The following is a 12,867-nucleotide window of genomic DNA, read 5'->3' on the forward strand; positions in this document are numbered from 1 at the left end:
CCCTGCGTTTCCCCTTTGACACCCGGGGAGCGCGCCCGTTTCCTCCCGCAGAACCCACCGTTCAACCGCACGGTATTCACTTATTTACACTGCAATATGGCTTCGTCCCTTTTCGGATACTTCTCCAACGACATCGGTATCGACCTCGGCACGGCCAACACGCTCGTCTACGTGAAGGACAAGGGCATCGTCATGCGCGAGCCGAGCGTGGTGGCGCTCGATACCACCACCCGCAAGGTCCGCGCGGTGGGCGACGAGGCCAAACGCATGCTCGGCCGCACTCCCGGCAACATCACCGCCATCCGGCCCATGAAGGACGGCGTCATCGCCGATTTCGATGTCACCGAGGCGATGCTGCGCTACTTCATCAAGAAGATGCACAACAACGCCCTGCGCGTGGCGCCGCGGGTCGTGATCGCCATCCCCTCCGGCATCACCGAGGTGGAAAAGCGCGCCGTGAAGGACTCCGCCACGCACGCCGGGGCGCGCAATGTCATCACCATCCCCGAGCCCATGGCCGCGGCCATCGGCGTGGGGCTGCCCATCGACGAACCGGCCGCCAACATGATCGTGGACATCGGCGGCGGCACCACCGAGATCGCCATCATCTCGCTCTCGGGCATTGTATTTTCAAAGTCGATACGCGTGGCGGGCGACGAGCTCGACAGCGCGATCGTCAACTACATGAAGCGGGCCTACAACCTGCTCATCGGCGAACGCACTGCCGAAGAGATCAAGGTGCGTGTGGGCTCGGCCTATCCGCTCGACGAGGAGCTTGCGATGGAAGTCAAGGGCCGCGATTCCGTGGCCGGCCTGCCCAAGACGATCCACATCACCTCGCAGGAGATCCGCGAGGCGATGAGCGACCCGATCTCCTCGATCGTGGACGCCGTGCGCTCGACGCTGGAGCGTTGCCCGCCCGAGCTCTCGGCCGACCTCGTGGATCGCGGTTTCGTCATGGCCGGCGGCGGCGCCCTCATCCGCGGCATCGACCGGCTGCTCAGCGAGCGCACCGGCCTGCCCGTGATCGTGGCCGAAGACCCGCTCTCGGCCGTGGCCAACGGCACCGGCGCCGTCCTCAATGACCTGAACTGGGTGTTGCAGAATGTCTGAGTCCCCCCGAGGCGCCGCCGCCGGCTCAACTCGACTTAAGTCGGGTTGAATCGCTTTAAGTCGACTCAAGCCACCCTCGCCGAGGCCCCCCCCGCTGCCATGTCCGACCGACGCCGTTTTGACCAGGCCCGACCCTTCCTCGTTCTCGGGGTCGTGCTGGCGGCGTGGCTGGTGGTGCCGATGGTGGTGAAGCGGTTCGCGCGAATCAGTTTTTACGAAATGCAGGCTCCGGTGGATGCGACGACGTCGATCATCCGCGATCTGCAGGATTTCTGGGCGTTGAAAACCCGTTCGAAAAACGAGCTCATCCAGGCCGGTCGCGACCAGGCCCGGCTCAACGCCTCGCACGAGATCACCTTGCAGCAAAACGCCGCCCTGCTTGCCGCGCAGGCCCGGCTGGAAGCGCTGTTGCGGCTGCCCTCCTGGCCCTCCTGGCGCACGGAGCCGGCACGGGTGGTCAGGCGCGATTTCAACGCGTTCTGGCAACGCATGGTGATCCGCAAGGGCGCCAACTACGGCATCACGGTGGGCGCCCCGGTGATCTACAGCGGCGGCGTGGCGGGGCGCGTGACGGAAGTGCACGCCTACACCTCCGTCGTCGAACTGCTGAGCAGCCCCGGCGTGCGGATTGCCGCGGTGTTCGAGGGCGACACGCATCCGGTGAGCTACCAGGGCGGCACCAACCTGCCGCTGGCTCCGCCCGGCGGCGTGCTGGAATTTGTGCCGCTGGATATTTTTGCAACCCCCGCCAACCCGCGCCGCCTGCTCACGGCGGGCATCGGCGGTGTGTTCCCGCCCGGACTCGTCATCGGCGAGGTGACGACGGTCGAGCCGGGCACCGATGGTCTTTTCAAGACCGGCCGCGTGACGCTCGATCCGCGTCTCGCCCGGCTCGACGAGGTCGCCGTGCTCGTGCCGCTCGCGGGAAAGCCGGAAGGGTTGAAAAACTGAAGGCTGAAAAAATTTCCCGAAATCAACACGCAAACCAACCACGGATTCCACGGATGAACACGGATAAATTCCAGGGAAGGAAGCCCACGAAACACACGAAAAGACACGAAAAAAATACAATAAATCCGATGGTTTGGCTTTCGTGTCTTTTCGTGTGTTTCGTGGGCCACTTTATCCGTGCCCATCCGTGGAATCCGTGGTCAAAAAACGATTTCAAAAACCTCCTGCCTGTATCCACACCCTGATGATAATGAAGGTATTCAGCCTTTAGCCTTTCCCGTCGTGCCATCCGGACTCCGTCGTTTTGCCATTCTCCTGTTCGCCGCCCTGCTGTTGCTGTGGCTGGCGGGGCAACTGAACCAGGTGCTGGTGCGGTTCGGGATGAGCGTCTGGGTCGGCGGGCTGCTGGTCGTGTTTCCCGTCCTGCGGGCCGGGCCGCGCGAAGGCCTGGGGCTCACCTTCCTGATCGGCCTGTTTTGCGACGCGATGACGCCGGTGCCGTTCGGCCTCCATGCGTTCCTGTTCGCAGCCGCGCACGTGTGCGTCGGTTGCCTGCGGCCGCGCCTGCCGGTACGCGAGACGCTGGTGGGCGTGGTCATGGCGCTGTTTCTCAACCTCGCCTTCATGCTCGTCCTCGGCATCCTCTTCACGGCCTCGTGGCCCGATCCTGCCATCGGCTGGATGCGCTGGATGGCCGATCTGGTGCTTTCGCAGGTCGTCATCGTGCTCGTCGCGCCGTGGTACTTCGCCTTGCAACTGCGGACCATCGAGCTGCTGGACGCCAACTGGACGGAACAACCGCATCTTCTCCAGTGACCCATCCGGTCTCCTTTCGCCCGCCGCACTCTGCCCATGCCATCGCCTGTTGAAAAACGTCCCGGATCCGGAGGCCTCGTCCAGGCCTTCAGCGGCTACAATCCGCGTGTCATGTTTTTCAACTACATCGTCGCCGCGCTCGTCCTGGTGCTCGCCGTCGGTCTGGCCTACCGGCAGCTCCTCCGCGCCGGCGAGTACAGCGAGCAGGAAAAGATGCAAAACCAGCGCCGCATTCTCGTGCCGGGTCCGCGCGGCAACATCTACGATCGCGAAGGCCGCCTGCTCGTCGGCAACCGTCCGCGTTTCGCCGTCACGCTCTGGCTCGACGAGCTCCGGCAGGAATTTCGCCGCGAATACCTCGTCATCCGCAAAAATTACCGCGAGGCCGATGATCGCAATCTTCCCAGTTCCTCCGAACTCGAACTCATCGCCCGTTATTCGGTCGTCCAGCGCTATCTCGACAAGATCAACGCCATCCTCGGCCGCCAGGACCGCGTCAATGCGAAGGACCTGACCCGTCACTACGACCAGCAACGCATCCTCCCTTATGTGCTCGTCGAGGATCTCACGGACAAGGAAGCGGCGCGCGTCATCGAGCAACTCCCCGTCGTCTCGTCGCTCCAGCTCTACACGTCGAGCGTCCGCCGATACCCTTACGGCGCGGCGGCGGCGCATGTCCTCGGGTATGTTTCGATCAACGACGACCTTTCCGTCGACGAGAGTTTTCCCGGCTCCGACCTGACGACCTTCCGCATGAAGGGCACCATCGGGAAAGACGGACTCGAACTGCGGTTCGACGACCGGCTCCAGGGCCAGACCGGCGGCAGCATCCATCTCGTGGATCCGGCCGGCTACCGCGTCGATCCCGCGCTCGAACGGCGCCAGCCGGTCCAGGGCGGCGACCTCATGACGAGCATCGACATCGATCTCCAGATCGCCGCCGAGAAGGCCATGCGCGACACCGGCCTCAAGGGCGCCGCGGTCGCGCTCGATGTGCGGACCGGCGAGACCCTTGTCCTCGCGAGCATGCCCGGTTACGATCTCAACGAGTTTTCCCCGCGGCTTTCGTTTGCCGCGAGTGCAAAAATCGAGGCACAGGGAGCCTGGAGCAATCGCGCCATCAGCGGCACCTACGCGCCCGGCTCCACCTTCAAGCTGGTGACGGCGATGGCCGGCCTCCGGACCGGCGTCATCACGCCGGAGAGCACGGTCGAATGCACCGGTTATTATCGCGTCGGCGGACGCACCTTTGTCTGTCGCAACCACCGGGACCGCGGCACGATCACCTTCGCCCAGGCCATCGAGAAGAGCTGCAACACCTTTTTTTACGAATACGGGATCCGGGCCGGGCCCGATGCAATTGCCGCCGAGGCGCGACGCTTCGGCCTGGACCGGCGCACCGGCATCGAGTTGCCCCACGAATCAGGCGCCATGCTGATCCCCGATCCGGCATGGAAGAAAAAAGCCCGGATGGAATCATGGTTTTCAGGGGATACTGCAAACATGGCTATCGGCCAAGGTGATGTTAACGTGACGCCGCTGGGCATGGCTTGCCTGGTCGCATCGCTGGCGCGCGGCGAGATGCTTACACAGCCAACGATTCTGCACGATCCATCCCGGCCCCGGCAGCACAGCGCGCCGCTCGATCTTCCGCGCGCCGGTTTTGATGAATTGCTCCGCGGGATGCAGATGGTTCCCCTGACCGGCACGGCCCGCATCCTGAACACCCCGCTGTTCCACATTCCCGGCCTGCGGATCGCCGGCAAGACGGGAACGGCCCAGAAGAGTGTGACTTTGCCGGACGGGGCGCGGGGCACGCTGAATTTTGCCTGGTTTGTGGGGTTTGCCCCGGTGGAAAACCCGCAGGTCGCTATCGCGGTGATGCTGGAAGGGGACACGCCCAACGAGGACACCGGCGGCGGCCGTTACGCCGCGCCCATTGCCGGGGCGATCCTGAAAACCTGGAGCGAGAAGCGGACGCAGCCGGTGGCGAGTGTCCCCTGAACAACGGCGGCGGGGCGGTTACGGCCTGGGAACCCGGTTCACCCTGTTCCCGGCGATTATTGCGAAGAAGGGATTGACAGCGGGAAACCGGGTCGTGAGTTTCCGGCCCTTTCGCTTTTACGGCGGCCATAGCTCAGTTGGTTAGAGCACAAGATTGTGGATCTTGGGGTCGCGGGTTCGAATCCCGTTGGCCGCCCCATTTTTCTCCCTGCCCTTGCGGGAAAAATCAGGTTTTCCGTACCGCGCATGCACGCTTCCGATCTTTTCGCGCTTCCCGCCTCGCTCGGGCATTTTTCGGCTTTTTTCCGTCCTGACGCTGCTCCCTGGGAATGGCTGCGGCAGATCGGACCGGCGCTTGCCTCGTTGCAGCCTGGCGCCTCTCCGCCACCGGTGGCAGCCGGCGCATCGCCCGCCGTGCGGATCGAGGGCACGGTGTGGGTCGACCCGACAGTAAAACTGCCCGCGTATTGCACGCTGATCGGTCCGGCGTGGATCGGCCCGGGCACGGAAATCAGGCCGGGAGCGTTCATCCGGGGCAACGTCATCGCCGGTGCCGGCTGCGTGCTCGGCAATGCCTGCGAATTCAAGAACTGCCTGTTGCTCGACGGTGTGCAGGTCCCGCATTTCAACTACGTGGGCGATTCCATTCTCGGCAACCGCGCCCATCTCGGCGCGGGGGTCATCTGTTCCAACCTCCGCCTCGACCAGCGTCCTGTCACCGTCCGGGTGCCGGGAGGGGCAGGGCCGGGAGCAGAGAGCGAACCGGTGGCGGTCGATACCGGTCTGAAAAAGTTCGGTGCGCTCCTCGGCGACCAGGCCGAAGCCGGTTGCAACGCCGTGCTCAATCCCGGCTCGATCCTCGGCAGGCGCGCGCTCGTCATGCCGGCGACCCCCTTCACCGGCTATCTGCCTGCGGCGACCATCGCACGCGCCCGCGGCAACCTGACCTTTCTCCCCCGGCGGGATTGAGGGGGATCGGCCGGCGGCCGGGTTTCCTCGTCCGCCCCGTCAGGACAATTTCGGCCCGGGCTCCGGAAGCTTGCAGGTTCAGGCGCGGCGTTTTTCCCGCAGCATGCCTGCTGCCGCCCACAGCCAGCCCGCGATAAAAAACAGGCCGCCCAGCGGCGTGACCGGCCCGAGCCAGCGGGGGCCACCCAGGGCGAGCACATAGATCGAACCGGAAAACAGCAGGATGCCCGCCAGCCAGCACCCGGCCGGCCCGGACGTGCGGAGGCGTTCGCTGCCCTCCTTCGCGGGCGGAGCGCTCCCTGTTCCCGCCGTCACGACCAGGATCATGACGACATGGACAAGATGATAAAAGACAGCAGTTTCCCATGAATCTGCGCTGTGGCGCGCGCTCAGGGTGGCATGCAGGGCATGGGCTCCCAGGGCACCGAGAATGACACCGGCCGCGCCCAGCAGCGCGCTGACGAAACGGAGTGCAGGCATGACGGATACTGGAAAACAGACCGGCCGTACAGGAAAGCGTATTCTGCAGATCGCCTGTAACTCGCTGCGAACAAAAGCTCATGCGCATTCCCGCCACCGCCAAAACAGGCTTGCCACAAACCGGCAAATCCCTCTTCGTCGTCCGCGTGTTGTCGCAAGACGGCACAACCAACAAACCAACAAACCAACAAACCAGGTAGTAATATGAAAAAGACAGCACTCTTCATCGCGGCTCTCGTGGCCAGCGGTTCGGTGTATGCCCAGGCGCAGCAATCCACGGCTCCGGCTCTCGAATTCACGTTCGATGCCACCGTTGTCAACGAGTACATCTGGCGCGGCCAGGAGCAGGCCGACTGGACCTTCCATCCCTCGCTGAAGGCCACCTACGGTGACGCCTATCTCGGTGTCTGGGCCGCCATGCCCTTCAAGGAGAGCAGCAGCGGTTCGAAGGAGTGGACCGAGTTCGACTTCTTCGGCGGCTACAAGTTCGCCCTGAACGACACCTGGAGCCTCGACGTCGGTAGCACCTTCTACACGTTCACCGACACTGCGGGCTACAACCCGAACTCCGTCGAGCCGTATATCGGTGTGTCCGGCAAGGTTGCCGATCTGCTCAGCACGAGCTTCTACGGCTTCTACAACTTCGAGTACGAGGCCACCACCCTTCAGGCTAGTGTCGGTTACAGCCTCCCGCTCGAGCAGCTGGGCACCTCGCTTGACTTCAGCGCCACCCTCGGATGGGTCAAGGGCAACTCCAACCTCCGCGAAAGCGGAGACCGTCCGGCTACCAAGATCCACGATTACTTCTACTGGAGCATCGGCGTGGCCGCTCCCTGGAAGATCTCCGATCGCGCGGTCCTGACCGTCGGTGTCAGCTACAACGACGTCAACGAGAACGCCATCAATAACGGCGCCGACATCGTCGGTTCCGCCAGCCTCACGGTCGGCTTCTGATCGAAGCCGGTAGCGAGAATCCGATCCGGAATATCTCTCCCGCGAACCCGCCTCCGCTCCTGTGCGGAGGCGGGTTTTTTGCGAGTGCCTGCAAAATTCCAGGATCCGGTATTGACACCGGCTCCGGCAAAACTAGCACTCACCCCTTTTCTATACATGAAAACCTTCCTCGCCAAAAAAGAGACGGTTCAGCCCAAGTGGTATCTCATCGATGCCGAGGGCGAGGTGCTCGGTCGTCTCGCGGTGAAAGCCGCCAACATCCTGCGCGGCCGTCACAAGGCTTCCTATACGCCCAGCATCGACACCGGCGACTACGTCGTGGTCATCAACGCCGACAAGGTCGCCCTCACCGGCGTCAAGGAAGAGAAGAACAAGTACATGTTTTTCTCCGGCTTCGTCGGTGGCGAAAGTTACCGCTCTCTCCAGCAGATGCGTGAACGCCACCCCGAGTTCATCATCGAGCACGCCGTCAAGGGCATGCTCCCCAAGAACCGCATCGCCCGCACCATGCTCACGAAGCTGCGCGTGTTCAGCGGGGCCAGCCACACCCACGAGGCCCAGAATCCCGTCAAAATTTCCGTCCGCTAACCCAAGTCCATGAGCGCTGAAACCACTGTTTTTATCGGCACCGGCCGTCGCAAGACCGCCACCGCCCGCGTCCGTATCACCGAAGGCACCGGCAAACTCATCGCCAACGGCCGTGAGTTCGACAGCTACTTCTCTCACGAGAATTTTTCCAAGCAGGCCTACCGGCCCCTCCTCACGGTCGAGCTGAAAGACAAGCTCGACGTCACGGCCAACGTGAACGGTGGCGGTGTCGCCGGCCAGGCCGGTGCAGTCGCGCACGGCATCGCCCGCGCCCTGCAAAAGATGAACCCCGAGCTCCGCGCACCCCTCAAGGCCGCCGGACACCTCAAGCGCGACCCTCGCGCCAAGGAACGCAAGAAGCCCGGCCAGCCCGGCGCCCGCAAGCGCTTCCAGTTCTCCAAGCGCTGATCAATCCGCCTGCCCTGCAAGGCCCTGTCCCTTTCGAAACCGTCTTCGTCTCCGTGCGAAGGCGGTTTTTTTGTACCGATGTTACGGCGACGGCAATAAAGTGGCACGGGCATCCTTGCCCGTGGACGGCGCTCTGCGCCGCAAGCGTCCCCTCCTCCCGGCCACACGGGCTGGAAGCCCGTGCCACATCACCCTCCGGGTAACAGCACATAATATTTTGATTTCGCGCCCCTTCGTGTGTTTTGTGGACAACTCGTCCTGCTCTTCCCTCGCCACGCCCATGAAAACCCGTCACGAGATCGTTGAAAACTGGCTCCCTCGCTACACCGGCGTGCCGCTCGACGAGTTTGGCGACTACATCCTGCTCACCAACTTTTCGCGTTACGTGAAACTCTTCGCCATGTGGCATCGCGTGCGGGTGCGTGGTCGCGACAAGCCGGTCTCGAGCGCCACGGCGGGTCGCATCACGATCCTCAATTTCGGCATGGGCAGCGCGTCCGCGGCCACGGTCATGGATCTGCTCAGCGCGATCCGGCCGAAGGCGGTGCTCTTTCTCGGCAAGTGCGGCGGCATCCGGCATCCGGCCGAGCTCGGCGACCTGATCCTGCCCATCGCCGCCATCCGCGGCGAGGGCACGAGCAACGACTATTTTCCGCCCGAAGTCCCCGCCTTGCCGGCCTTCGCCCTGCAAAAGGCCATCTCGACGACCATTCGCGATCATTCCCGCGACTACTGGACCGGCACGGTCTACACGACCAACCGTCGCGTGTGGGAACACGACGATGCCTTCAAGGAGTACCTGCGCCGCATCCGGGCCATGGCGGTGGACATGGAAACCGCCACGATCTTCATGACGGGCTTTTTCAACGAGATCCCGACCGGAGCCCTTCTGCTCGTTTCCGACCAGCCGATGATTCCGGAGGGGGTGAAGACGGCCGCGAGCGACCTCAAGGTGGATGAAGTTTATGTGGAGGATCATCTGCGCATCGGCATCGATTCGCTCAAGCAGCTGATCAACGACGGCCTCACGGTGAAACACCTGCGGTTCTGAATTCCGGGGGGGGGAGGGGGGGCGGCCTCCTGCCACCGCTCCTTTTTCCGGACGCTCGACAACCGGCCCCGCTTCCTTTGCCCTCCAGGTCACTCCTGCCATGAATGTGCGCTACGATGTGGAATTGCTCAAAAAGCGTCTCGGTTACCTCGAAGACAACCTTGCCGAGGTAAAGCGGCGCCTTGCCGAACTGGAGGCGCATTGCACAGCGGAGGCCCTCGCGGAAGCGGCCGGGCTGGCGGGGCAGTCCGGGGTGGTTGCGGGAGCGGAAGAACGGCCGGTGGCCATCCCGCCGCCGATGCCGGTGTCGCCTCCGCCCCTGCCTGCGCCGGCGACGGAAGAGCCGCCCGCGCCGGCGCCCGAGGCGTGGCACGGGCTTCCAGCCCGTGGGCTTGAGTGGCATGGCCATCCTGGCCATGTGACCGGGAATCACGGGCAAGATGCCCGTGCCACGGCCACTGTGCCGGAAGCAGCGCCCGTGCCGCCCCCGCCCCGCATGCCCGAGCCGGCGCCGCCCTCGCCGCCGGTCTGGAAACCCTGGCTGCAAATGCTCCAGCTCTGGCCGCCTTCGCCGGGCGAGGGGGGCGACGGCGGCGACACGAGCACCGAAGTGCGGCTTGGCGCCTGGTGGGCGACGCGGATCGGTGCGCTGCTGGCGGTGATCGGCGTGGCGTTTTTCGGCGCCTATATCTCCATCAACACGCCGCCCGCCGTGAAGTTTGCCGAGTTGCTGCTCGTCAGCCTGGGCGTGACGGCGGGCGGACTCTGGCTGGAGCGCAAAATCCCGAAGTTCGGGGCGGTCGTTTTCGGCGCGGGGCTGGCGTTGGTGTACTTTTGCGCGTTCGCGGCGTATGCGCTTCCGGCCGTCAAGGTGATCGACAGTCCGGCGGCGGCGACCGGCTGGCAACTGGCCGCCGCGCTGCTCATGGCCGGAGCGGCGGTGTGGCGGCGCTCGTCGCTGGTCGCCACGATGGCGACGGCCCTGGCCCTGGCGTCCGCTGTGTTTGCGCAGGCCCGGGGGCTGCCCGATTTCGCGCTCGTCACGGCGGCGTTGCTGGCCGTGGCGGGGGTGATGTTTCACCGCTGGAAAAAATGGGAAGGCCCGTCGGTCGTCGCGATGCCGGGCGCGTACGCGGTGTACGCGCTGGTGTGGCGCGGCTCGTGGATGCCGCTGGCGCGCGGCGCGGTCGAGGGCGGCGAAGGGTGGGGCGTCGAGGGAGGGGGAGGCCCCGGCGCATTCTGGCCGTGGGCGTTTCTCGCCGGCATGCTGCTGCTCCATTTTGCGCGCGATTGGCGCCGGCCCGGCCCGGCTGCGGATACGTATGCCGTCTCCGCCGTGTCGCACGGCGAGCGGTTCTTTCAGGGCCTCAATTCCAGCTTCGCGCTCGGGCTCGGGTTTCTCACGGCGTTCACGCTGTATCGCGAGCACCTGGCTGCATTTTATCTCGTCGCGGCGGCGGTGATGGCGGTGCTGGTCGTCCTGCGCCAGTGGCGGATGCCGGGCGACGTGGTGGCGGCCATTCTCGCGGCCAAGGCCACCGGCCTGTTCGCACTCTGGATGATCGAGGTGGGCGAGGGGCGCATGATGGCGATCCAGCTCCTCGTGCAAAGCTGGGTGACGTTCGCCATCGCCCGGCGGCTGCGTTCGCGGTTCCTCGCGGTATGGACGGCGCTGCTCGCGCTGGTGGCCTACGGGTATTTTGTGCGGCACGCGGTCGATGGCATCGCGGTCGTCTCGTTCGCGGCGGTGGTGGCGCTGGTGTTCGTCACGGGTTTCGCGCTGCTGTTCGCCGAGCTCGGACGCGGGCGCGGCACGGGAGGGGTGTGGGTGGAAATGGCGGGAGCCCTGCTCGCCACGGTGGCGGCAGCGGTGGCGGTCGCCTGGATGCACCCGGGCGCATGGGGAGCGGCCGCACTCATCGCGTTTGCCGCCGCCGGAATCCTGGCCGCGCGGCTGCGGCGCACGCCGGGGCCGGGTGTCGCCGGCGGACTGCTCGCGCTGCTCGCACACGGAGTTCTCTGCATCATGGTCTGGTCCGGAGACGGGAACGAACACCTCCTGGCCAACGCGCTGGCGGTCGCGCTGCCCACCCTCGCGGCCGGCGTGGGATTGGCGCGCCGGGCGACCGGCCGGTTCGCGAGCCTCGCTCCGTGGCTTTGGGCGCTGACGATTTTCAGCGGATCGCAGGTGCTGTTTTCCCCCGGGCTGTTGTCCTTCGTTCATCCGGGCAACGCGCTGGTGTTGGCGACGGCGCTGGCCGTGGCGTTGGCCGCGACCGCTCCGCGAGCGGGCGACCATTGCCGCCTGACGACGCTGGCGACGTGGACGGCGCTCTGCGCCGTCGTCACATGGCGAGTGCAGGAGCTGCTCTGGATTTCGCGGTGGTGGGAGGCCGCCGCCGCCGTATTGCTGTGGTCGATACCGCTGCTGTTGCGCGGTTCTCCGCGGCACGCGGCGAGCCGCGCCGCCGCGCCGTTGCCGGGCGCGCAGGAGTGGTTGCAAACCGCGCTGGCATTTCTGGTGACCTGGGGCGCGGCGGCGGGGCTCGCCGCCGGGTGGTATCTGCCGGGCGCGTTTGCAGTGCTGGCGATCGTCGCCAGCCGGTTGGCGTGGCGGCCGGGCGTGTTGCCGGCGCTGGCGGCGGCCTGGGGTTTCTGGGCCGGCGCGCTGTGGCAGATCGGCGGGATTCCGGACTGGCTGGCGACGCCCGCGCAGACGGCGGTCGCGGCGCTGGCCGTAGCGACGGCGTGGATACCGGCGTGGTGGCAGGCGCGGCGTCCCTTGCCGGAGGCCGGCTGGGGCCGGGCGGTCACGCCGGTGCAGGCGATTGTCTATGTGGCGGGCGCATGGCTGGCGGCGGTGCGCTGCTTCGATGGTCAGGGGACGGATTATGCGCTGCTGGCGGCGCTGGCGCTGGCCGTGGTCGTGCTGCGTGCCGGCCGTGTGGCGGCGGCGCGGTGGGCGTCCGTGGCGCTGGCGGCGGTCGCCTGCTGCGGCGCGCTGGTGAGGGTGACGGACGGAGAGGTTTCCGTTGTCGGCCCCGGATTGCTCGCGGTCGCGCTGCTGGCGATCGCGTTCGTAGCCCTTCCGCTGGTTGTCTCCGGCGGACCGCACCCGATGACGAAACCCGGACGCGACCGGCTCCGCTGGCTGGCCGGGGCGGCGGCGCTGTTTTTGTTGTTTCTCGCCGCCTGGAAACAGGAAGGCGCGCTGGCCCCGTATGTTACTGTGGCGTGGGGGCTGGTGGCGATTGCCCTGTTCATGACCGGGCTGCTGGTGCGCGTGCGCCCCTGGCGGTTGCTCGGCCTGGCCGGGCTGGCCTTGTGCGTGCCGCGGGTGTTTTTCGTGGACCTGCACTCGACGCTGCATCGCATCGCGGCGTTTGTCGTCCTCGGCCTCGTGCTGCTCTGGGTCGGTTTTTCGTATCACCGGTTCCGGCATCTGATCGTGGAGGAGAACGAGCTTTCCCATAATCCCGACAACACTGCATCGGAGACTGACAACACGCCCGAATCCTGATTCTGACACGACA

The 12,867-nt window shown here is 65.5% G+C and carries 12 protein-coding genes and 1 tRNA gene; 12 read left to right on the plus strand and 1 reads right to left on the minus strand.

The genetic code is table 11. The features are described from left to right. The first annotated feature begins 96 nt into the window (after positions 1-96). The 7 genes from OPIT5_16215 to OPIT5_16245 all read left to right on the plus strand — a co-directional run bounded on the left by OPIT5_16215 (position 97) and on the right by OPIT5_16245 (position 5,853). On the plus strand, positions 97-1,113 hold the full coding sequence (locus OPIT5_16215) for a rod shape-determining protein Mbl (GenBank protein ID AHF91540.1): 1,017 nt from the start codon (positions 97-99) through the stop codon (positions 1,111-1,113). Positions 1,114-1,212: 99 nt separating this feature from the next. Further along, positions 1,213-2,064 carry a rod shape-determining protein MreC gene (locus tag OPIT5_16220; protein ID AHF91541.1) on the plus strand — a complete coding sequence of 284 codons (852 nt, stop codon included), beginning with the start codon at positions 1,213-1,215 and terminating at the stop codon, positions 2,062-2,064. A gap of 53 nt (positions 2,065-2,117) precedes the next feature. Next, positions 2,118-2,309 (plus strand): hypothetical protein, encoded by a 192-nt coding sequence (locus tag OPIT5_16225; GenBank protein ID AHF91542.1) that lies wholly within the window; start codon positions 2,118-2,120, stop codon positions 2,307-2,309. Positions 2,310-2,346: 37 nt separating this feature from the next. Continuing rightward, positions 2,347-2,880 (plus strand): hypothetical protein, encoded by a 534-nt coding sequence (locus OPIT5_16230; GenBank protein ID AHF91543.1) that lies wholly within the window; start codon positions 2,347-2,349, stop codon positions 2,878-2,880. 36 nt (positions 2,881-2,916) lie between these two features. After that, on the plus strand, positions 2,917-4,884 hold the full coding sequence (locus OPIT5_16235; GenBank protein ID AHF91544.1) for a peptidoglycan glycosyltransferase: 1,968 nt from the start codon (positions 2,917-2,919) through the stop codon (positions 4,882-4,884). A gap of 122 nt (positions 4,885-5,006) precedes the next feature. Beyond that, positions 5,007-5,083: transfer RNA gene (locus tag OPIT5_16240), tRNA-His, on the plus strand. A 47-nt stretch (positions 5,084-5,130) separates the two neighbouring features. After that, positions 5,131-5,853: a UDP-N-acetylglucosamine diphosphorylase gene (locus OPIT5_16245; protein ID AHF91545.1), complete on the plus strand. Its 723-nt coding sequence runs from the start codon at positions 5,131-5,133 to the stop codon at positions 5,851-5,853. 78 nt (positions 5,854-5,931) lie between these two features. Here the strand turns inward: OPIT5_16245 and OPIT5_16250 are convergent, their stop codons facing one another. Continuing rightward, entirely contained in the window at positions 5,932-6,333 is a 402-nt protein-coding gene (locus OPIT5_16250) for a hypothetical protein (protein ID AHF91546.1), read from the minus strand. Positions 6,334-6,537: 204 nt separating this feature from the next. Between OPIT5_16250 and OPIT5_16255 the strand changes: the two genes are divergently transcribed. From OPIT5_16255 to OPIT5_16275, 5 genes are all read left to right on the plus strand, one after another. Then, on the plus strand, positions 6,538-7,287 hold the full coding sequence (locus OPIT5_16255; protein ID AHF91547.1) for a hypothetical protein: 750 nt from the start codon (positions 6,538-6,540) through the stop codon (positions 7,285-7,287). Positions 7,288-7,443: 156 nt separating this feature from the next. Next, positions 7,444-7,875, plus strand: coding sequence for a 50S ribosomal protein L13 (locus OPIT5_16260; protein AHF91548.1), 432 nt, complete (start codon positions 7,444-7,446; stop codon positions 7,873-7,875). Between the two features lie 9 nt (positions 7,876-7,884). Next, entirely contained in the window at positions 7,885-8,283 is a 399-nt protein-coding gene (locus OPIT5_16265; GenBank protein AHF91549.1) for a 30S ribosomal protein S9, read from the plus strand. A gap of 280 nt (positions 8,284-8,563) precedes the next feature. Further along, positions 8,564-9,334, plus strand: a complete 771-nt coding sequence (locus tag OPIT5_16270) for an AMP nucleosidase (GenBank protein AHF91550.1) — start codon at positions 8,564-8,566, stop codon at positions 9,332-9,334. A gap of 100 nt (positions 9,335-9,434) precedes the next feature. Then, the gene (locus OPIT5_16275) at positions 9,435-12,854 is read left to right on the plus strand and encodes a membrane protein (protein ID AHF91551.1); all 3,420 of its coding nucleotides are present in this window, start codon (positions 9,435-9,437) and stop codon (positions 12,852-12,854) included. Positions 12,855-12,867 lie beyond the last annotated feature (13 nt).

The organism is Opitutaceae bacterium TAV5 (assembly GCA_000242935.3).
In the GTDB taxonomy this organism is placed as follows: Bacteria; Verrucomicrobiota; Verrucomicrobiia; order Opitutales; family Opitutaceae; genus Geminisphaera.